Genomic DNA, 21,759 nt, shown 5'->3' with positions numbered 1-21,759 from the left:
GCAATATTTGTGTACAGCTTTTTGAGTAAAGTTTGCACAAATAGCCATCTGAGCATCCGGCATGCTTGTGATTTAAAGTGCGGTGCGTTTTATTTATGTAATTGACACACATAATAAAAACGAGAGCACACAATGAGCAAGCATCATCCACACACCCAATGTATTCATGGCCCACAAAAAGCCAATGATCCCCATGGCGCATTAACCTCGCCATTATACCAAACATCGACATTTCATTTTGAAAATGCTGCGCAGGGTGCTGCACGGTTTGCTGGCGATGAGCCAGGTTATATTTATACGCGTTTGGGTAACCCTACCACCACTGAACTTGAACAAAAAGTGGCGCAATTAGAGGGCTGTGAGGCTGCAGCGGCAACGGCTACAGGTATGGGAGCGGTATCGGCTTCGGTACTGAGCTTTTTATCACAAGGCGATCACTTAGTTGCATCGAGTGCGCTTTATGGTTGCACCTTTGCTTTTTTTGCGCATATGTTGCTGCGTTGGGGCATTGAAGTCACCTTTGTGGATATGACCAATGAAGATGAGTTACGTGCTGCAATAAAGCCAAACTCAAAAATGATATTTGCAGAAACCCCGATAAACCCAACGATGGCTGTTATTGATTTAGCACTTATTGGTAATGTAGCAAAACAGCATAATTTAATAAGTGTGGTCGACAATACCTTTTTAACGCCGCTGCTACAGTCACCTAAACAATACGGCATCGATATTATTATGCACAGTGCTACCAAGTATTTAAATGGTCACGGCGATGTAGTCGCAGGTATTGTGTGTGGATCCCTTGAGCACATTACACATATTAAAATGACGGTGTTAAAAGATATAGGCGCGACGATTAGCCCACACGATGCATGGTTAATTAATCGAGGTTTAAAAACATTAGCTATACGGGTAGAGCGTCATTGTCAGAGTGCGCAAACAATTGCTGAATATTTAGAGGCTCACCCTCAAGTGAGTAAAGTGTACTATCCGGGACTGAAGTCGCACCCAGGTTATCGGTTTATTGGTAAGCAAATGAAAGCTGCTGGCGGTGTTATTGCTTTTGAAATTAAAGGGAGTTTAACCGACGGTGAGCAGTTTATTGATAGCATGAAGCTATGTACTTTAGCGGTTAGCTTAGGCGATGCCGAAACACTTATTCAACACCCTGCATCGATGACCCATTCGCCTTACACACCGGAAGAAAGATTAGCAGCCGGAATTAGTGATGGTTTAATTCGCTTATCTGTTGGGCTTGAAGATGTTAATGATATTATTAACGATCTCAACCAAGCATTTACTAAAATATCGTAACGTGTAATTTATTGTTTACAGTTATTTTGATCTGTAAGTGCTGTTAAATATGGGGTGTGTTTTTATCTTTGCTCTGGTGTAATTATAAATTTACGATCTGTGCGATCTGCGAAAGTATTGATCTGAGTCAAGCTATTAAACTTTTGTTCACTTTTGCATAGTATGTCTACATCGAATAGCCGAGCACGTGGCTATTATTTTGACACCGATTTAGGGTTTAAACCCAAAGAAGGTATTTATGGCTAAAGCAAGTAATTACACCTCTAAAACACCAGATGAAAATGGCGTTATACATTGGAGCGATGAAGAAAATAAAATTTGGTCTGAGCTTGTAGCACGCCAACTTGCGTGCATTGAAGGCAAAGCCTGTGACGAGTACATGGAAGGGTTAAAAAAAATTAATCTACCGCATGATCGTATTCCACAGCTAAGTGAGCTAAACGAAGTGCTATTGGCAACAACAGGTTGGCAAGTAGCACCTGTACCTGCACTTATCGACTTTGATGAGTTTTTTAGACTACTGGCCAACAAGCAGTTTCCTGTTGCTACGTTTATTCGTAGCCGTGAAGAATTTGATTATTTACAAGAGCCCGATATTTTTCATGAAATATTCGGCCACTGTGCCATGCTAACAAATCCTGACTTTGCTGAATTTACGCATAAGTACGGGCAACTAGGTTACGCGGCAGAGAAAAAAGACCGCGTTTATTTAGCGCGCATGTATTGGTTTACGGTCGAATTTGGTTTGATGCAAACTGAAAAAGGATTGCGTATATACGGGGGCGGTATTTTATCAAGCCCAGGAGAAACCCAATACGTGTACTCTGATACACCAGAAATTAATCCAATGAATGTGCTAGATGTGCTGCGCACGCCATACCGTATTGATATTATGCAGCCGCTGTACTACACCATTAATTCGATTCATGATCTGTTTGAAATATCGCAAATGGATATAATGACTTTAGTTGAGCAAGCTAAGGCGCTTGGTTTACACGAGCCGAAATTTCCCCCAAAAGAAAAATTAGCTAGTTAGTTTTTTAATAAAAGTAACACTAGAATTAAGGATTTAAAATGTCTTCATTAAGTGAACAAAAATGTGAAGCCTGTCATGCAGATGCTCCAAAAGTATCAGATGCAGAATTGGCTGAATTAATTAAAAAAATCCCTGATTGGGTGCCGGAAGTACGCGACGGTATTATGCAATTAGAGCGCGTTTATAAGTTTAAAAACTTTAAGCAGGCCATTGCATTTACTAATAAAGTTGGCGATATGGCTGAAGACGAAGGCCATCACCCTGGTCTATTAACCGAATGGGGTAAAGTAACTGTTACTTGGTGGAGCCATTCAATTAAAGGTTTGCATAAAAACGATTTTATTTGTGCTGCTAAAACAGACGATGTATTTAACGCGCTGTAATTATATTTGAGTAAATAAAAAGGCACTTTACAGTGCCTTTTTTATTTTTAATTACCGTTTTACCAATACTGGCTGTATCCGTTAAGCTTTATCGGTATTTAACATGTCATCATGTTCGGCCATATCCCAAGGAAGTTCGCCTGGGCTATTACCTAGAAAGTGTAAGTAGTTCTCAAACTGATCAAGAATATCTTTCACAATATCATCTTCAGTGTAGCCATAAACATCGTATGACAGACCACCACGACGTAAAAACACGTCGGCCTTATAATACTTTTCAGCATCGTTGTTATCAGGTTTTAGCTCTGAGTAAGCAAAGCTTGGCATAGGATGCTCGGTAAGGCGAATATCATAAACAAAATCCACATGTTCATGGCGCAGTACCGTTAAATGAGCGCGACCTAAATCAGTATCAAATTCCACCACTGCATGCCATTGTCTAGATTTCAATTCTGCTTGTACGGCTTTCATTGCCTCAACTACCACGCTACCAATAAAAGTATGTACTTTTTCTTTATTAGGGTAATTGACCATAGCCGCTAAACGGCGTTTCCAGTGAGACAAGTTAATGTTGCGGCTATTAAGAGTATGTGCTTGCAAGCTAGTGTCTCGATGGCCTTCAATTTTTAGAGCTCGCCAAAGCCCCGCCGTGGCAATTAGCATAATAATAGCAAAGGGTAAGGCACTGGCTATGGTCATGGTTTGCAGCGCACTTAGTCCGCCTGCCACTAATAAAACAGCCGCCACAGCACCTTCAAGTACCGCCCAAAACACGCGTTGCCAAGCTGGAGTATTAATGCTTCCTCCAGAGGCGAGTGAATCAATGACTAAAGAGCCTGAATCAGATGATGTAACAAAAAAAGTTATGATCAAAATGACAGTGAGCAGTGAAATGAAAAATGACAGTGGTAACACTTCAAATAATTGAAATAATGCGACGGCATGATTTGCTTGTACATCGCCAATAAGGGTATCAAATCCCTCATTCATAATTAAGTTAAGTGCGGTATCACCAAAGACTGAAAACCATAAAAAGGTAAAAATAGTGGGAACTAACATTACCCCAACAACAAATTGTCGGATGGTTCTTCCGCGGCTAATTTTTGCGATGAACATACCCACAAACGGTGCCCACGCAATCGTCCAGCCAAATATAAATAAGGTCCAGTTACCAATCCAATCACTGCGGCTGTATGCCTGTAAATTAAAGGTACGTTCAACAATGCCGCTTAGGTAACTGCCGGTATTTTGTAAAAATGATTCTAGAATATGGATAGTCGGGCCGATAAAAAAGACAAAGGCCATTAATGAGATGGCCAATGCCATGTTTATAATTGATAATCGCTTAACCCCTTTATCCATCCCGGCCACTACTGAGAGCGTAGCTGCGGCAGTAATAACGGCAATCGCGGTAATTTGCACTGTGGTATTAATAGGGATGTTTGGCCATAAGTAATGTAGGCCAGCATTTATTTGTGTAACCGAAAGCCCTAGTGTAGTGGCAATACCAAATAAAGTACCTAATATGGCAAATACATCCACAGTATGGCCGATTGGGCCATAAATTTTATCTCCAATAAGTGGATACAAGGCAGAGCGAATAGACAGTGGTAAGCCATGGCGAAATGCAAAATAAGCAAGCACTAAACCAACAATTCCATAGATAGCCCAAATATGAAATCCCCAATGGAAAAAGGCAATTTGCATTGCCTGCTTGGCGGCATCAACGGTTTCAGCCGCCCCCGATGGCGGGGATGCGTAATGCAGCACAGGTTCAGCAACACCAAAATAAAGCAGTGCCACGCCATAACCGGCAGAAAAGAGCATGGCAAACCATTCACCAAAGCTGTATTGTGGCTCTGCATGATCAGGGCCTAATTTTATATTCCCCCAACTAGAAGCCGCGACCGAGACAATAAATACCAAGAAAATAGCGACAGACAACATATAAAACCAGCCAAAGGTTTCAGTAATCCACGCAAGGGCAACACTAAATGCCTGACCAGCGAGTTCAGGGTTACTACTTGTACCAATCACCAAAAGTAGAATAATAAATACTGCGGGCAAAAATACAGGTAGCAAAATGGTTGAGCGTAAAGCAGTTTTTGTCATATTAATCCTTAATATTAATTGCTAACTTTCAAGTATGCCTGACTACCTTATTATAAATTCACTAGGGTTGGCTAATTTTGCAGCTTAAAAATGTCACTTTTTTAAATTAAAGTTAATATATACAGCAGCTTGGTTTTAAAAAAGAAAGTAAGAGAAAGTTGATGCGAGAGTATTAAGTATTTATTTTAGAGGGGTATAGCCTTATATAGACTAAGGACTAATTCGAGCCTTAGCGTTTCCAATCACATTGCTTTACCAGCTCAAACCAAGGGCTGGTAAAGTCCTTAGCGACAATAGGAGCGGGTAAGGCTACAGCTACATCTAGTTTGTTGGCTAAATAGCGCGCGACCAGTTGTTTCATTTTATCGCTTTCTAATTGCTCATACGCTGTTTGTAACTGTTGTTTGTCTTTTTGGCTTATAAAACCACCGGTCAAATTTTTGTAGCCTATTTCAAGCCAAAAAAGTAATGCTTGTTTCGCTTCATTGGGAAAGGCATGGGTTAATGTGGCCGTTGGGCTATAGAGTCGCTCAAAATTAATTTGCTGCTCTTGAATCAAAAAAACCATTAATAAATTAAGCCCGGTTGAGATTTGCCCCGCGCGTTTATCAATGTTTTGGTTATTTCTTAATGCACTTCTAAAATAGCGCTCAGCTTCGGGTACATTGCCCTCATCCAGGGCTAAATAACCTAAGTTACTTTCTATCAGTGCGGTTACATTGGGAAGCTGTAATTGTGTGGTGATCTTATGACTGTCGAGGTATAAAGCACGCGCTTTTGCAAAGTCATCTTGCGAGCGAGCAACCAATGCCATACTGTTGGTGAGTGTTAAGCGTTGACGATCGTTTTGCGCATATTTGTAAGCACATTTAAATGAGTACTGGGCATCGTCTAAATATTCTGCATGGCGAAGCCATATTCCCAAGGCACTCATAATGGTGGTCAGTTTTTGTTTGAAATAATCAGTTTGATGATGCTGAAATATTGCGTCAATCGATGTATAAAGCTCGTCATAGTGACTTGTAGGTACTGCTGTACGGGCATAGATAAGGTGCCAGCGGATAAATAATTCTGGCGGCATGAGTTGTAACCCTGTGAGGTTTTCTAAAATAGTAATAGATTGAGCTGGATTAACAGTAAGATAATCTTCGGCTTCGTCTAATTTTTTTTCAAAGGTATTGAAGTCATTAGCAAAGACGTGTTTTGAACATAATAATATCAACCAACTTATTACAAAAAGCCGCAACAACTTAACCTCGACAATCGAACTATGCGTTAATTCACTATAGTTGTAGGCATCTAACAAAGCAACGCAATTGCGATGAGCATACTCAACGATGTGGCTATCTGCTATAGCTAAAAAACAAAAAAGCCTTAAACCCAGAAGGGTTTAAGGCTTTTAAAGATTCAATTAAAGTTTAGCTAAAGTACTTAACTTTAAAAGTATCGTTGGGTTTCGTTTCACTCAATCCAAGCACCGTATTACTCATCAATCGAGCGCAGTAGGGCATTAATGCCCACTTTTTCGCGAGTTTGTTTATCTACTTTTTTCACAATAATAGCCGCATACAAGCTATGGCTGCCATCTTTTGAAGGCAGTGCACCTGGAACCACAACAGCGCCGGCAGGTACGCGGCCATAGTGAATTTCACCGGTTTCACGGTCGTAAATACGGGTACTTTGGCTAATGTAAACACCCATTGAAATAACGGCGCCTTCTTCAACAATTACGCCTTCAACAATTTCTGAACGTGCGCCAATAAAACAGTTGTCTTCAATGATGGTAGGATTCGCTTGTAACGGCTCTAAAACGCCGCCTATGCCTACGCCGCCAGATAAGTGTACGTTCTTGCCAATTTGAGCACATGAGCCCACTGTCGCCCATGTATCAACCATGGTGCCATCGTCAACAAATGCACCTATGTTTACGTACGATGGCATTAATACGACATTTTTACCTACAAAGCTGCCTTTACGAGCAACGGCGTTGGGCACGACACGCATGCCGCCTTGCTGAAATTGCTCCGGCGTGTAGTCGCTAAATTTAAGCGGTACTTTGTCGTAAAATTGGTTTACGCCGTCGTTCATTGGCTGATTTTCACGAATTCTAAATGAAAGTAGTACTGCTTTTTTAAGCCACTGGTGAACAACCCATTCGCCTGAAATTTTCTCTGCAACGCGAGCAGCGCCGCTATCTAATAGCTCAAGCGCATCTATAATCGCTTGTTTAACATCGCTTGATACTGTAGCAGGGCTAATGCTGTCGCGGTTATCCCACGCATTTTCAATCATGGTTTTTAAATCTGACATAGTGTCCTCTTATTCAATTTCGGCGTTGAGTTTTTTACGTAATGCCTGATGAATTTTTGCTTGCTCTTCATCAGTCAGCGCTTGATATTCGTTATTTGATACCACAAAGAAATCTTCTGCACGTTCGCCTACCGTGGTAATACGTGCGGCATGTATGTGGAGTAAGTAAGCTTGAAAAACCTCGGCTATTTTAGTTAATAGTCCAGGTATATCAACCGCTTGAATTTCTATTAAGCTACGATCCTTACGAGGGTGCGGGCGCAGTACAATTTTAGGTTTAATATTAAAGTCTTTAAAACGCTGTGATCGGCTCTTTTTAAAGCGTATTTTTTTACGTGGATCATGAAGCGCTTGCTCTAATCCGCGTTTAATCGATTGTGCGCGGCTACTGGCAATCGGATCGCCGTTAACTTCTAAAATAACAAAGTTGAACAGTACGTAGCCATCTTTGGTGGTCAGTACTTGGGCGTGCTGAATTTGCGCTTTTTTAGAGCCAATAACACTTACCAGTCGAGCAAAAAGGGCACCTGAATAGGGGCTATAAGCAAACACTTGGGTACCGCCATGCATCGCTTTATTAGAAACGATAACACTGGGCTGGCTTAAATCAGTGCACTTGAGTAAGTGCTCAGTATGCCAAGAAATTTGTTGCTCACTAAAAGCGGTAAAGTAATTTGCTTTAAAACGGCTCCAAATTAAGTCAATTTGCTCCTCGTGATAATGCAAATTAAGCAGGCGTTGCTTAGCTTGGTGCTTTTTATCACGAATTTGGTCGCGTTGATCCATTGGGTTTTCAAGCCCAAGGCGCAAGGCGCGCTGTGTGTGCAAATAAAGCTCGCGCAGCAGCGTGTTTTTCCAGTCATTCCATAGGTTGTCATTGGTGGCTCGAATATCAGCCACGGTTAAACAATAGAGGTAATCGAGTTGGCGTTCGGTTTTTACTCGCGATGCAAAATCTTTTATTACATCGGGGTCGTTAATATCTTTACGTTGCGCAGTTACCGACATAAGTAAGTGGTTGCTTACCAACCACGCTATGAGTTTACCATCTGAAGAGGCAAAACCATGCAGCTTTGAAAACGCTATGGCATCAACCGCGCCCAGCTCTGAGTGATCGCCACCACGCCCCTTAGCAATATCATGAAAAATACCAGCCAAATACAGTAATTCGGGTTTATCCATGCGCGTAACTATTTCACTGCAAATTGGAAAGTCACTAATGCTGGTTTTATCGAAGTATTGGTAAATATTATTAATTAATTTATGGGTATGTTCATCTACGGTATAGGCATGAAACAAATCAAACTGCATTTGGCCAAAAATATTGCGCCACTGCGGAAGGTAAGCGGCAATCATGCCGTGCTTATGCATTAGCGTAAATGCACGGCCCATGCCGTTAGGGTGCTTTATAATACGTAAAAAAGCTTCGCGGCACGCGGCATAATCTTGTAAGTCACCTAATAAGCGACGACGTACTTGGCGGATAGTTCGAATAGTGCTTGGGTATATATGGGTAATTTCTTGGTGATCAGCAATGTGCTCAAATAATACAAAAAGTTGGTCACGCCTAAAAAATACTGACGGGCTTTTTACCCGAATTTGATGGCCCACGCGTTCAAAATTACGATCAAGTTCTTCAACAGTGGCTTGGCTGCTGTCTGGTGAAATACTTTGCTCAAAGTACGAAAGTAGCATTTGATTAAGTTCACGCACCCGGCTCATTATTCTGAACAAGCGTTTCATCATGCGCTCAACAGAGGCTTTACCATCACTACCAAAACCCAAAATTTCAGCCGCTTGCGGTTGGTGATCGAATAATAAGCGGTTTTCTGAGCGACCTGCGGCTAAATGCAAAGCAAAGCGAATATTCCATAAATTTTCAAGGCACTCTAACAGTTCTTGGTATTCTTCGTGAGTTAGGTAGCCGTGATTTATCAGCTCTTGCAGGGTTTCGGCTCTAAAGTGTTTTTTAGCAACCCAAATAATGGTTTGTAAATCGCGCAGCCCGCCTGGATTTTCTTTTATATTAGGCTCTAGATTATAAGCCGTACCATGACATTTTTTGTGGCGTAAATTTTGCTCTTGTACTTTTGCAACAAAGAACTCTCCAGAGCCCCATACAGGCCTTTCGATGAGGTGACTTTTGAGCTTTTCGAATTCAATATGGTTGCCGAAAATTAATCGGCTTTCTAGTAGGCTGGTGGCAAAGGTAACATCTTCACGTTTTTGCTCTATGGCTTGTTCAATGGTACGTACACTGTGACCTATTTCTAAATTAAGATCCCACAGCATAGTGACAAACTGGCCAATTTTTTCGCAAATATCGTCATTGGGTTGCTGGGTAACAAGCAGTAAAAAGTCAATGTCGGAGTAGGGATGAAGTTCACCGCGACCATAACCTCCTACAGCAATTAAAGCGAGATCGGGCTCGTGGGCTAAATCGAAAACATGAAAGAGTTTAATCAGTAACCGGTCTATAAATTCTGCACGGGCGTTTATTAGATTACCAACAGGTTGTTTTGAGAATTCATTATGCAACCATTTATAAAAATAGGCGGAGCAATCGCGGTATTCGCTAAGTTGCTGAGCATCATTGAGCAACTTTTTTACTTTGTTAGGTAATGCCACTTAGGCTGGCTCCTATATATGGACTGCATTATAAGTCTTGGATTAAGTTATTTTTATACTGTGTTTGCTGCAAAGGGAATAAATCATGTTATTTCCCTTTGCAGCAAACCACTTAATCTGTACGCAGGCTAAAGCCCGTTATTACTATGATTAAGCACACACTACTATTAGTGCTCGATGATTCTATCGATAGTATCATCTGATCGTAGTGTTAAAATTTCAACACCATTTTCAGTTACCAGTAAGGTATGTTCCCACTGAGCTGATAAACTACGGTCTTTTGTTACCACAGTCCAGTCGTCTTTTAGTAATTTACATTGGCGTTTGCCTGCATTGACCATGGGCTCGATTGTTAAACACATACCGGCTTTTAATGTTTCGCCTGTACCTGGTTTTCCGTAATGCATTACCTGTGGTTCTTCATGAAATTCACTGCCAATACCGTGCCCGCAGTATTCACGTACGATAGAGTAATTAAAGCTCTCTGCATATTTTTGAATAGCTGCACCAATATCACCAAGGCGAACACCTGGTTTTACCATTTTAATGGCAAGGTAAAGGCTTTCTTGAGTCACTTCTGCAAGGCGTTTGCCTTGAATGTTAGGTGTGCCAACATGGAACATTTTTGAAGTATCACCATGGTAACCATCTTTAATAACAGTAATGTCAATATTGACACTGTCACCGTCTTTTAATGCTTTGTCGTTCGGAATTCCGTGACAAATTACATGATTTACCGAGGTACAAATTGATTTTGGAAAACCATGATAATTAAGAGGAGCAGGAACGGCATCTTGCACATTAACAATATAATCATGACAAATTGTATTTAGCTCATCGGTGGTGATACCTGGTACCACATGTGGTTCGATCATTTCTAGCACATCAGCAGCCAAACGGCCGGCTACACGCATTTTCTCGATTTCTTCAGGGGTCTTAATCACAGCGCTCATTGAGGCTCCAAAGTTGCGTTTTTAGATGATTATCGTCGCACAATTTTTGCACGAGACGTTGAGTATTTAATTTTAATATGGTATAAAGCGCGCCGTCTTTTTACAAATAAATTCTTAAATGATTTTTTGTATTTAAGGCAAACACAATTTTATTTTAACACACACACGTATCGTCACATACACTTGGGTGCATTTCAGTTTCATTTAACTGCGGTGTTGGTGCTATGGGATATGTGGAGGCCTAACCCTAAACAACTTAGAGGATTTACAAAATGGCAAACGTTTCAATGCGCGATATGCTTCAAGCTGGTGTTCACTTTGGTCACCAAGCACGTTACTGGAACCCTAAGATGAAACCTTTCATCTTCGGCGCACGTAACCGTGTACATATCATCAACCTTGAGCAAACTGTACCAATGTTCAACACTGCACTTAAGTTTTTATCTGGTGCTGCTGCAAACAAAGGTAAAGTTCTTTTCGTTGGTACTAAGCGCGCAGCAAGCGAAGCAGTAAAAGAAGCTGCTTTACAAAGCGATCAATTCTTCGTTAACCACCGTTGGTTAGGCGGCATGTTGACTAACTGGAAAACAGTTCGTCAATCAATCAAGCGTCTTAAAGACCTTGAAGCTCAAAGCCAAGACGGTACTTTCGAGAAGTTAACTAAGAAAGAAGCGTTAATGCTTACTCGTGAAATGGACAAGCTTGAAAAAAGCCTTGGTGGTATTAAAAACATGGGTGGCCTTCCAGACGCTATCTTTGTAATCGATGCTGACCACGAGCACATTGCTATCCGTGAAGCTAACAACCTAGGTATCCCAGTTGTTGCAATCGTTGATACTAACTCTAACCCAGACGGTGTTGATTACATCGTACCTGGTAACGATGATGCTATCCGTGCAATCAACCTTTACACTAGTGCTGTTGCAGCTGCGATCACTGAAGGCCGTGAGAGTAACATCGTTGCTCAAGCTGAAAAAGATGACTTCGTAGAAGCTGAGTAATTAGCTGTCATCAAGTCTTCATCTTTTAAAGGTGAAGACTTGCTATTCTTGTGGAGCGGGTAACCCGCTTATCTAAACCTGATTTCAGATTTGAGGATTTACTAATGGCTGTAACTACTGCCCTAGTTAAAGAATTACGCGAGCGTACTGGCGCTGGCATGATGGATTGTAAAAAAGCGTTAACTGAGACTGATGGTGACATCGAGTTAGCGATTGAAAACATGCGTAAGAGCGGTGCTGCAAAGGCTGCTAAAAAAGCAGGTAACATCGCTGCTGAAGGTACTATCATCATCAAGCAAAACGCAGGTGTTGCAGTACTTGTAGAAGTTAACTGTCAAACTGACTTCGTAGCTAAAGATGCAAGCTTCTTAGCATTTGCTAATAAAGTTGCAGATGCTGCTATCGCTGACACTTCATCTATCGAAGACTTACAAGCTAAGTTTGAAGAAGATCGTGTTGAGCTAGTAACTAAAATTGGTGAAAACATCAATGTACGTCGTCTTCAGTACATCACTGGTGAGCAACTAGTTGAGTACCGTCACGGCGAGCGTATTGGTGTTGTTGTTGCAGGTGTTGCTGATGAAGAAACACTTAAGCACGTTGCAATGCACGTTGCTGCTTCAAACCCAGACTACCTAACGCCAGATGATGTACCTGCTGATGTTGTTGAAAAAGAAAAGCAAGTACAAATCGACATCGCGATGAATGAAGGCAAGCCTGCTGAAATCGCTGAGAAGATGGTTGTTGGTCGTATGAAGAAATTTACTGGTGAGGTTTCTCTTACTGGTCAAGCTTTCATCATGGAACCTAAAAAGTCTGTTGGCGAAATTCTTAAAGAGAAAAACGCAACAGTTACTGGCTTTGTACGTATGGAAGTTGGTGCAGGTATCGAGAAGAAAGAAGAAGATTTTGCTGCTGAAGTTGCTGCTCAAATTGCAGCTGCTAAAGCTAAGTAAGATTAGCTATTTGTGATGCCAAAGGAAAATAGATGCAATTAAAGTACTATTTGCTTTTGCGTCACGCTTAGAAATTCTTTAAAATAACCGCGCTTTTATGTTTAACATAAGCGCGGTTATTTTTTATCCATAATTCAATAAAAGTTGGCCCCAAAACTATGACTATCAATCGCAAACCTATTTTTAGACGTGTTCTTCTCAAATTAAGTGGTGAAGCTTTAATGGGAGACGAAGGCTTCGGCATCGACCCTAAAGTTTTAGATCGTATGGCACAAGAAATTAAAGAGCTCGTAGAACTCGACGTAGAAGTGGGTTTAGTTATTGGTGGCGGTAACTTTTTACGTGGTGGCTCACTAGCCGAAGCGGGTATGAACCGCGTTGTTGGCGACCACATGGGTATGCTTGCAACCGTCATGAATGGCCTTGCTATGCGTGATGCGTTGCACCGTGCATTTGTAAATTGCCGTTTAATGTCAGCCATTCCTTTAAATGGCGTATGTGATGCATATAACTGGGCAGAAGCCATTAGCTTATTAAAAACAGGTCGTGTTGTTATTTTTGCAGCCGGTACGGGTAACCCGTTCTTTACAACTGACTCTGCAGCGTGTTTACGTGGCATTGAAATTGAAGCTGACACAGTAATTAAAGCAACCAAAGTAGATGGTGTATTTAGCGATGATCCGGTTAAAAACCCAGATGCGACACTTTACCGTCACTTAAGCTACAATGAAATTATTGATAAAGAACTAAAAGTAATGGATTTAGCGGCATTTACATTAGCTCGCGACCATAATATGCCATTGAGCGTATTTAATATGAATAAATCAGGCGCATTAAAACGCGTAATAATGGGTGAAGAAGAAGGAACCCTTATTTCTTCACAAGCCTCAGATGAAGTTAGTAACTAGATTAGGATTAAACCGTGATTAACGATATTCAAAAAGATGCGCAAGCGCGCATGCAAAAAAGTGTAGCAGCACTTGGTAGTCAATTATCTAAAATTCGTACTGGCCGTGCTCATCCTGCAATTTTAGACGGCATCATGGTGTCGTACTACGGCGCACCAACACCGTTAAACCAAGTTGCAAATGTAACAATTGAAGACTCACGTACATTGGCTATTGGTGTATTTGATAAGTCATTAGCGCAAGCTGTTGAAAAAGCGATTATGGCATCTGACCTTGGTTTAAATCCAATGTCTGCAGGCACAGTGATCCGTGTACCACTTCCTCCATTGACTGAAGAACGTCGTAAAGATTTAATTAAAATCGTACGTGGTGAAGTAGAAGGCGGTCGTGTTGCTATTCGTAACATTCGTCGTGATGCAAATGGCGATATTAAAAACTTATTAAAAGATAAAGACATCTCTGAAGATGAAGCGCGTCAAGCTGAAGATGCTATCCAAAAAATCACTGATAAGTTTATCAAAGAAATGGATACGCAACTAACAGCGAAAGAAGCTGAGTTGATGGAAATCTAATTGCTAATCTAGGCTCGGATTAACAGCTTTACTAAAGTAACTAAGTCGTTGTTTATATGTCTTCGCACTTAACTTTAATTGTGTGATTTTAAAGGGTAACAGATTGTGTTTACTCTTTGCTATTGGCTCGATTATCAGTAAATACAAGGTTGTTAGCTGTATAATTATTTGCTTTATGTAGATTTATTATCACGGGTACAGGTTAAAATTATTAGTTTTGAAACGCCGTCTGGGGTATACTAGGCGGCGTTTTTTTATGGAATACACAAAATTTATGGTTCTAGACGCTGATACAATTTCACAGCAATGTTTACCTAAACATGTTGCCATCATCATGGATGGGAACGGGCGTTGGGCACAAGCTAGAAATAGACCTCGTGTATATGGGCATAAAAAAGGCGTGGATGCAGTTCGTCAATCCGTGCAGTTTTGTACTAAATTAGGAATACAATCGTTAACCTTATTTGCTTTTAGTAGTGAAAACTGGCGCCGCCCTGAAGACGAAGTAAATACACTTATGGAGCTTTTTTTATTTGTACTGAGTAAAGAAGTTAAAAAGCTGCATAAAAATAACGTAAAACTAACCATCATTGGAGATTTATCTCGATTCTCTGAAAGCTTGCGCGCTAAAGTACATACAGCTCAAGAACTAACAGCGAACAATACCGGGCTGCACTTAAATGTTGCGGCAAATTACGGTGGTCGCTGGGATATGACTCACGCTGCTAAGCAAGTTGCTTTACAAGTAGCGAATGGAGAAATTGACCCAGCAGATATTACAGAAGAACATATTGCACAGCATATGAGTATGGCAGATCAAGCTCAGCCTGATTTATTGATCCGTACCGGTGGCGATGTCAGAATTAGTAACTTTTTACTTTGGCAGGCAGCCTACGCTGAACTTTATTTCACCAATACACTTTGGCCTGATTTTAATGAAGCTGCTTTTGCAGAGGCCATTGCATGTTACGTTGCCAGAGAGCGACGTTTTGGTTGCACGGGCGAACAAATAAAACAATTACTCGCTCAAACCTAAAATAGATTAAGGGTCATCATTTTGTTAAAACAACGTATTTTAACCTCACTAGTGCTAGCGCCATTAGCACTGGCTTTGGTTTTTTACACCCCACTAACGTTATTTAGTTATTTTGCGGGTGCTATTGTATTAATGGGCGCGTGGGAATGGTCTGCCTTTATGGGACTATGCGATAAGCTAAAACGCGGTGCGTTTGTATTATTAGTGGCTGTATTACTTGGTTTACTTAATTTACATTGGCCTATAGAAACCCTATGGCAAGATGGTCAGCTTGTTGGCGATGCTAATTACTTATTTACCTTGTCGTTTTCTTGGTGGTTGGTAGCCAGTTACTTAGTGTGGCGTTACCCTGCTATGGCGAAAGGGTGGAACGAAGGGCTTGTGATGCGCGGCATTGCTGGTTTGTTGACCTTAGTACCGCTATGGCTTGCACTTAACACACTGCGTAGTGCGCAATATACGGAATCTACTCACTATGGCTCTATGCTCATTTTAGTTGTATTAGGCATTGTATGGAGTGCCGATATAGGCGCTTACTTTACAGGTAAAAGTTTTGGTAAACATAAGTTAATGCCTAAAGTTAGTCCAAATAAAACCATAGAAGGCCTCGCAGGTGGCGTGGTTGCTGCGGTGTTATTTGTACTGGCTTTTTGTTATTACACTAACGTTGATACCTCTGTATGGCCTATTTATGCAGTTATGACAGCGTTTATTGCCTTGTTTTCTGCGGTAGGTGATTTACTTGAGAGTATGTTTAAGCGCGAAGCGGGACTTAAAGATAGCGGCAGTTGCTTACCAGGACACGGTGGTATTTTAGACCGTATTGATAGTTTAACTGCGGCAGCACCGATGTTTGTTATTTGCTTTGCTTGGACGCTTAGCTTATGAGTGCTGTGCAACAACTGGTTATTTTGGGTGCGACGGGGTCGATAGGTCTTAGCACGTTAGATGTTGTTGCAAGAAACCAACAGCAATTTAAAGTTTTTGCATTGACCGCAGGACAAAATGCAAAAAAAATGGCTGAACTGTGTATAGCTCACCAGCCTCGTTATGCTGTAATGGCATCTGAATCAGCGGCTAAGCAGCTTTCTGCGCTTTTAAAGCATGAGAGTAAAACGCAAGTAATGCATGGCGAGAAAGCCATGAGTGAGCTCTGTGCTCATGGTGATGTTGATACGGTTATGTCAGCGATTGTCGGTGCAGCCGGATTACTACCTACCTTGAGCGCTGTTGAAGCAGGCAAAAAAGTATTGCTTGCCAACAAAGAGTCACTGGTGATGTCGGGTCAGTTATTCATTGATAAAGTTAAAAAGCATCAAGCAACTTTATTACCCATCGACAGCGAGCATAATGCTATTTTTCAGTGTTTACCTAGTGCGTTACAAAATACCCAATGGCAAGCAAGGCTTGAGCAACATGGGGTTAGCAAAATTTTATTGACTGGCTCAGGTGGCCCGTTTTTAAATCGCGATATCAATACCCTTAACACCGTTAGCGTCAGTGAAGCGGTTGCTCATCCTAATTGGTCTATGGGGCAAAAAATATCAGTAGACTCAGCTACGATGATGAACAAAGGCTTGGAGTTTATTGAGGCTAAATGGTTATTTAACTGTGATGCAAGCGATATTGATGTGGTGATTCATCCTCAAAGTATTATCCATTCTATGGTGCAATACCAAGATGGCTCTATTTTAGCGCAAATGGGTAACCCTGATATGCGCACCCCGATAGCGCATGCACTTGCGTATCCAGAGCGCATTGATGCGGGTGTCAAGCCGTTAAATTTTTCTGATATTTGTGATTTTTCGTTTACCAAACCTGATTTCTCGCGTTACCCCAATTTAAAGCTTGCAATTGCAGCCTGTGATGCAGGCCAAGGAGCCACCACCACCGTTAATGCGGCAAATGAGATTGCAGTCAATGCGTTTTTACAGGGGCAGATTAGGTTTACGGATATTTATAAAGTGAATGCGCAAACATTAGACGCCGCACAACTTACTGATGCGAAAACTCTCGATGAAATTTTAGAGTGTGACCGTTTAGCACGCATCAGCGCTGCGCAGTTTATAACAAAAGTGGTGCATTGATATGTTCGATTTTTTTTGGAATTTAGGTTCGTTTATACTCGCACTAGGCATTTTAGTAACCGTTCATGAATATGGTCATTTTTGGGTTGCGCGTAAAGCGGGTGTAAAGGTACTGCGCTTTTCAATTGGTTTTGGTAAACCCTTACTAAAATGGCACGATAAATATAATACTGAGTACGTTATTGCGGCAATCCCGCTGGGCGGATACGTGAAAATGCTCGACGAGCGTGTTGATGAAGTGCCTGCCAATCAACGTCATTTATCGTTTAATGCTAAATCAGTTCAAGCTCGCATAGCCATTGTGGCAGCAGGGCCGATGGCGAACTTTTTGTTCGCTATTTTTGCTTTAGCGGTGATGTACATGGTAGGTGTGCAAACCATAAAACCAGTTGTGGGTAGTGTTGTTGAAGGCAGCCGAGCTGAACAAGCCGGTATTATGCCAACCCAGCAAATTATTAAAATTGGTGATGACGACATAAGTAATTGGCAAGATGCGACCTTTTCTTTGATGTCTCATTTAGGTGATAAAAGCGTTGCCGTAACCTTACGTAACGAAAATTATCAGCAAACAGTGCAAACACTTAACCTAGATGGTTGGAAGCTTGATCAACAAGATGTACCGCCGCTCAGTTCGTTAGGTATTGTACCGTTTCGTCCTCAGGCAACCTTGGTTATTGCCGCTATTACTAAAAACTCAGCTGCTGAACAGGCTAATTTACAGGTTAACGACGTTATTTTAGCTGTGAATGGTGAAACAATGAGCAGTTGGCAGCAATTAGTTAATCTTATTACTCAATCGGCTAACAAATCCTTACAATTTAGTGTAAAAAGACAAGATAGTATAAAAACAATAACAGTTACTCCAAAGAGCCTGGTCGTCAGTAATGGCATAGAGCAAGGCTTTTTGGGTGTTGCTCCCGTTGTAGAGCAGTGGCCTGATGATTTTGTAGAGACTAGACATTATGGGCCACTAGATAGTATTGTGCTGGGCACAAAAGAAACATGGCGTTTAATTACGCTGAGTTTTGACATGATAGGTAACTTAATAACAGGCCAAGTGTCGGTTAAAAACCTAAGTGGACCCGTCGGCATAGCCGTAGGCGCCGGCACCAGTGTTAGTTATGGATTAGTCGCATTTTTAAGCTTTTTAGCTTTGATAAGCGTTAACTTGGGAGTATTTAATTTACTTCCTCTGCCAGTGCTTGATGGTGGGCACTTAATGTATTACATAATTGAACTTTTTCGTAAAAAGCCAGTCTCTGAAAAGACACAAGAGTTTGGTTTTAAAGTGGGAGCCTTGCTACTCATTTTTCTAACATGTTTCGCTTTGTTCAATGATGTATCGCGCTTGTAGTTATGTAAGCGTGGTAATGACAAATTAGAACACGATTGTAAAGCTCGTAAATATTTAATTTTCGATGCTAAGCGGTAATACAGTTGTAAAGGATAAAGATAATAAAATGGCTATAAAAAAACATTTGGTAGTTTCAAGTTTATTGGGTGCAAGCTTTGCAGCCCTAGGCCAAAACTCCTTTATTGTTGAAGATTTAAAAGTTGAGGGATTGCAACGTGTCGCACTTGGTGCTGCATTAACGCATATTCCTATTAACGTGGGCGACAATGTTGATGAATATACAATTTCAAAAACAATTAAGTCACTTTATCGCTCTGGTCACTTTGACAATATAAAAGCGTTACGTGATGGTAATAACGTTATTTTTAAAGTAACTGAACGTCCAACCATTAGCTTTATTGAATTTGAAGGCAATAAAGACATAAAAGATGAGCAGTTAAATCAGTCACTCGATCAACAAGATATTCGCCAAGGCGAGCCGCTTGATAAAACGGTAATCGATAACATCGAAAAAGGCCTGATTGAATTTTTCCACAGTATTGGTAAATACAATGCAAAAGTGGATATCAGTGTTACTAAATTACCACGTAATCGGGTTAAATTAAGACTTGAGTTTGACGAGGGCGATGCAGCCTCCATTCGTCAAATTAACTTAGTAGGTAATGAGCTTTTCTCAAACGAAGAGTTATTGCAACTAGTTGAGTCACAGCAAGACTTACCATGGTGGCAGTTTATGGGTAGCGACCGCTATCAAAAACAAACCATTGAAGGCGATTTAGAGAAAATTCGCAGCTTTTATTTAGACCGTGGCTATTTACGCTTTAATATTGACTCAACTCAAGTATCAGTTAGCCCTGAACGTGAGTCTGTTTATGTAACGGCAAATATTACCGAAGGCGTTAAATACAAAGTGAAAGGCTTTGATTTCATCGGTGATTTACTCGGTCGTGAAGAATTAATAAAAAGTGTTATTCCACTGCGTACAGGCGAGCTTTATAACGGATCAGTGGTTACCTCATCAGAAGAATTTATCAAAAGCTACTTGGCGCGTTTTGGTTACGCCAATGCTGAAGTACGTACGATTCCAGAAATTGATGACGAGAACCAAGAAGTACAATTGACTCTGTCGGTTGATCCAGGCAAGCGTGTGTATGTTCGTCGAATTATTGTAGGTGGTAACCAAAACACGGCTGATGAAGTACTGCGCCGTGAAATGACACAGCTTGAAGGTGCATGGTTATCTAATCAAAACCTAGAGCGTTCTAAACTACAAATTCAACGTTTACCTTATATGGAAACCGTTGATTTTAATGTGGTGCCAGTTCCAGGTGTTGATGACCAAGTAGACGTTGACTTTACTGTTAAAGAGCAATCTGCGGGCAGCTTCAATGCCGGTCTTGCCTATGGCTCATACTTAGGTCTGCAGTTTAATATTGGTGTAACCGAGTCTAACTTTTTAGGCACAGGTAACCAAATTGGCTTTAATATTAATACTTCACGCGGTTCTGAGCGTGTCAGTGTATCGTATACCGACCCTTACTTTACGCCGGATGGCGTATCGCAGGGCAGCAGTATCTTTTACAGTAACTACGATGCCAGTCAGTTTAGCTTGATTGACTATAAGTCAAAAAGTTATGGGTTAGGGACAAACATTGGTTTCCCAATTGATGCCATTAACCGTATTAACTTTGGCGCACGTTGGATAGAAGAAGAGCTATCTGATATTGCTGAATATGAGCAAACACGTGTACTACGTGAAACCTTCTTAGATCCAGAAAATCCAGATGCGGGCTTTGAATTTACAAAGTACGAGCTAAGTGTTGGTTGGTCACGAGTTACAGTTAACCGTGGTTTATTCCCAACGGCAGGTTCACGACAAACATTAAACTTAACAGCCACAACGCCAAACTCTGATTTACAGTACTTTAAATTAAATTATGATTCGCGTTTTTACTGGCCGATTTCTAACGATCATCGTTGGGTTTTCTCAACGCGTGCTGCATTAGGTTATGGTAATGGTTATGGCTCTACCAACGGCTATGATCAAACTTTACCGTTCCAAGAATACTTCCGTATCACTGAAATGGAATTACGTGGCTTTGATAGAAATACCATTTTACCGCGTGCTGTTTCGCGTATACCGCAATCAATACCAGGTACGCCATCAGGTGATGGCACAACCACAGGTAACATTGGTGGGGCGTCAGAGTTTGACGTGCTAATACCACAAGGTCGTATTGGTGGTAATGCTAAAGCAGTGGCAGGTATGGAGCTTATTGTACCTACTCCATTCTTAGATGAAGAAAATACTAGCTCAGTGCGAACGAGTTTCTTTGTTGACGCTGCCAATGTATGGGATACCGAATTCAGTGTTGATCGCTATCAAAACTTAGGGATTGATGAGCGTGCAAAATTAGATGACTACTCAGACCCAATGCGCTTTAGGGTTGCAACCGGTTTATCATTACAGTGGATCTCACCTATGGGTCCGATGCTGATCAGCTTTGCGTATCCGTTGCAAAAAGAAGAAGATGACGATACCAAGACCATCAGTTTTAATATTAGTAACACTTTCTAAAGGAGTTTATTGTGAAAAAATTATTCAAATCAACAGCAGTTGCCGTTTTAGCTACACTTATGATGGGTACATCAGTTAACGCTTTTGCTCATAAAGTGGGTATTGTAGATATGCAAGAAATCTACAAGCAGCTTCCACAAATGGCTAAAATTGAACAGTCTCTGCAAACTGAGTTTGCAGAGCGTCGTCAAGAGCTTGAAAAGTTACAAGGTGACATTCGCTTTGAAGCTGAAAAGTTTAAGCGTGAAAGCACTACAATGAGTCAAGACCAAAAAGACGCATTACGTGATAAAATTCAAGGTATGCAAAAAAATCTTGCTGAAAAAGGTCGTCCTCTAGAGCAAGAAATTAAATCACGCCAAAATCAAGAGTTGGCTAAAGTTCAGACTCTAATCATTGAAACAATCCAAGAGATTGCTAAAAAAGGCGACTTCGACGAAGTTAAAGTAAAAGACACAACAATTTACTTTAACCCTAAAGAAGTAACTGATCTTTCTGAAAAAGTTGTACAAGCTGTAAGTAAGAAATAAT

General features: G+C 41.0%; 18 protein-coding genes. 13 read left to right on the top strand and 5 right to left on the bottom strand.

Going from position 1 to position 21,759, the window contains the following annotated elements:
• Nucleotides 1–132: 132 nt before the first annotated feature.
• From megL to PSM_RS10275, 3 genes are all read left to right on the top strand, one after another.
• Complete coding sequence (megL, locus tag PSM_RS10285) at nucleotides 133–1,314, top strand: methionine gamma-lyase (protein ID WP_013465437.1); 1,182 nt, start codon at nucleotides 133–135, stop codon at nucleotides 1,312–1,314.
• Between the two features lie 238 nt (nucleotides 1,315–1,552).
• Complete coding sequence (gene phhA / locus PSM_RS10280; protein ID WP_013465436.1) at nucleotides 1,553–2,350, top strand: phenylalanine 4-monooxygenase; 798 nt, start codon at nucleotides 1,553–1,555, stop codon at nucleotides 2,348–2,350.
• 38 nt (nucleotides 2,351–2,388) lie between these two features.
• Nucleotides 2,389–2,733, top strand: coding sequence for a 4a-hydroxytetrahydrobiopterin dehydratase (locus PSM_RS10275; protein WP_013465435.1), 345 nt, complete (start codon nucleotides 2,389–2,391; stop codon nucleotides 2,731–2,733).
• Nucleotides 2,734–2,814: 81 nt separating this feature from the next.
• Here PSM_RS10275 and PSM_RS10270 read toward each other — a convergent pair whose 3' ends face one another.
• From PSM_RS10270 to map, 5 genes are all read right to left on the bottom strand, one after another.
• Complete coding sequence (locus PSM_RS10270) at nucleotides 2,815–4,845, bottom strand: BCCT family transporter (RefSeq protein WP_013465434.1); 2,031 nt, start codon at nucleotides 4,843–4,845, stop codon at nucleotides 2,815–2,817.
• 229 nt (nucleotides 4,846–5,074) lie between these two features.
• A complete protein-coding gene (locus tag PSM_RS10265; protein WP_016899279.1) occupies nucleotides 5,075–6,091 on the bottom strand; it encodes a tetratricopeptide repeat protein in 1,017 nt (338 codons plus the stop codon).
• A 236-nt stretch (nucleotides 6,092–6,327) separates the two neighbouring features.
• Nucleotides 6,328–7,155, bottom strand: coding sequence for a 2,3,4,5-tetrahydropyridine-2,6-dicarboxylate N-succinyltransferase (gene dapD / locus PSM_RS10260; RefSeq protein ID WP_013465432.1), 828 nt, complete (start codon nucleotides 7,153–7,155; stop codon nucleotides 6,328–6,330).
• Between the two features lie 9 nt (nucleotides 7,156–7,164).
• The gene (gene glnD, locus PSM_RS10255; protein WP_013465431.1) at nucleotides 7,165–9,783 is read right to left on the bottom strand and encodes a [protein-PII] uridylyltransferase; all 2,619 of its coding nucleotides are present in this window, start codon (nucleotides 9,781–9,783) and stop codon (nucleotides 7,165–7,167) included.
• A gap of 167 nt (nucleotides 9,784–9,950) precedes the next feature.
• Nucleotides 9,951–10,736 (bottom strand): type I methionyl aminopeptidase, encoded by a 786-nt coding sequence (map, locus tag PSM_RS10250; protein WP_008467527.1) that lies wholly within the window; start codon nucleotides 10,734–10,736, stop codon nucleotides 9,951–9,953.
• 272 nt (nucleotides 10,737–11,008) lie between these two features.
• Between map and rpsB the strand changes: the two genes are divergently transcribed.
• The 10 genes from rpsB to PSM_RS10200 all read left to right on the top strand — a co-directional run bounded on the left by rpsB (nucleotide 11,009) and on the right by PSM_RS10200 (nucleotide 21,758).
• On the top strand, nucleotides 11,009–11,737 hold the full coding sequence (gene rpsB, locus PSM_RS10245; protein ID WP_013465430.1) for a 30S ribosomal protein S2: 729 nt from the start codon (nucleotides 11,009–11,011) through the stop codon (nucleotides 11,735–11,737).
• A 104-nt stretch (nucleotides 11,738–11,841) separates the two neighbouring features.
• The gene (gene tsf, locus PSM_RS10240) at nucleotides 11,842–12,693 is read left to right on the top strand and encodes a translation elongation factor Ts (protein ID WP_013465429.1); all 852 of its coding nucleotides are present in this window, start codon (nucleotides 11,842–11,844) and stop codon (nucleotides 12,691–12,693) included.
• A gap of 158 nt (nucleotides 12,694–12,851) precedes the next feature.
• Nucleotides 12,852–13,601 carry a UMP kinase gene (gene pyrH / locus PSM_RS10235; protein ID WP_016899281.1) on the top strand — a complete coding sequence of 250 codons (750 nt, stop codon included), beginning with the start codon at nucleotides 12,852–12,854 and terminating at the stop codon, nucleotides 13,599–13,601.
• A 50-nt stretch (nucleotides 13,602–13,651) separates the two neighbouring features.
• Nucleotides 13,652–14,173, top strand: coding sequence for a ribosome recycling factor (frr, locus tag PSM_RS10230; protein WP_013465428.1), 522 nt, complete (start codon nucleotides 13,652–13,654; stop codon nucleotides 14,171–14,173).
• A 256-nt stretch (nucleotides 14,174–14,429) separates the two neighbouring features.
• Nucleotides 14,430–15,209 (top strand): isoprenyl transferase, encoded by a 780-nt coding sequence (locus PSM_RS10225; protein ID WP_008110986.1) that lies wholly within the window; start codon nucleotides 14,430–14,432, stop codon nucleotides 15,207–15,209.
• Between the two features lie 21 nt (nucleotides 15,210–15,230).
• Complete coding sequence (locus PSM_RS10220) at nucleotides 15,231–16,097, top strand: phosphatidate cytidylyltransferase (protein WP_008110985.1); 867 nt, start codon at nucleotides 15,231–15,233, stop codon at nucleotides 16,095–16,097.
• Nucleotides 16,094–17,296 carry a 1-deoxy-D-xylulose-5-phosphate reductoisomerase gene (gene ispC, locus PSM_RS10215; protein WP_013465427.1) on the top strand — a complete coding sequence of 401 codons (1,203 nt, stop codon included), beginning with the start codon at nucleotides 16,094–16,096 and terminating at the stop codon, nucleotides 17,294–17,296. Before PSM_RS10220 ends, ispC begins: the two co-directional genes overlap by 4 nt.
• Before the next feature lies 1 nt (nucleotide 17,297).
• Nucleotides 17,298–18,650: a sigma E protease regulator RseP gene (rseP, locus tag PSM_RS10210; protein ID WP_013465426.1), complete on the top strand. Its 1,353-nt coding sequence runs from the start codon at nucleotides 17,298–17,300 to the stop codon at nucleotides 18,648–18,650.
• 106 nt (nucleotides 18,651–18,756) lie between these two features.
• Nucleotides 18,757–21,228 carry an outer membrane protein assembly factor BamA gene (gene bamA, locus PSM_RS10205; RefSeq protein ID WP_013465425.1) on the top strand — a complete coding sequence of 824 codons (2,472 nt, stop codon included), beginning with the start codon at nucleotides 18,757–18,759 and terminating at the stop codon, nucleotides 21,226–21,228.
• An 11-nt stretch (nucleotides 21,229–21,239) separates the two neighbouring features.
• Nucleotides 21,240–21,758, top strand: coding sequence for an OmpH family outer membrane protein (locus PSM_RS10200; RefSeq protein ID WP_041695743.1), 519 nt, complete (start codon nucleotides 21,240–21,242; stop codon nucleotides 21,756–21,758).
• Nucleotide 21,759: the final 1 nt, after the last annotated feature.

It is taken from the genome of Pseudoalteromonas sp. SM9913, assembly GCF_000184065.1.
GTDB lineage: Bacteria > Pseudomonadota > Gammaproteobacteria > Enterobacterales > Alteromonadaceae > Pseudoalteromonas > Pseudoalteromonas tetraodonis.
The sequence above is the reverse complement of the archived record's forward strand: the minus strand, read 5'-3'. Positions and strand labels throughout refer to the sequence as shown.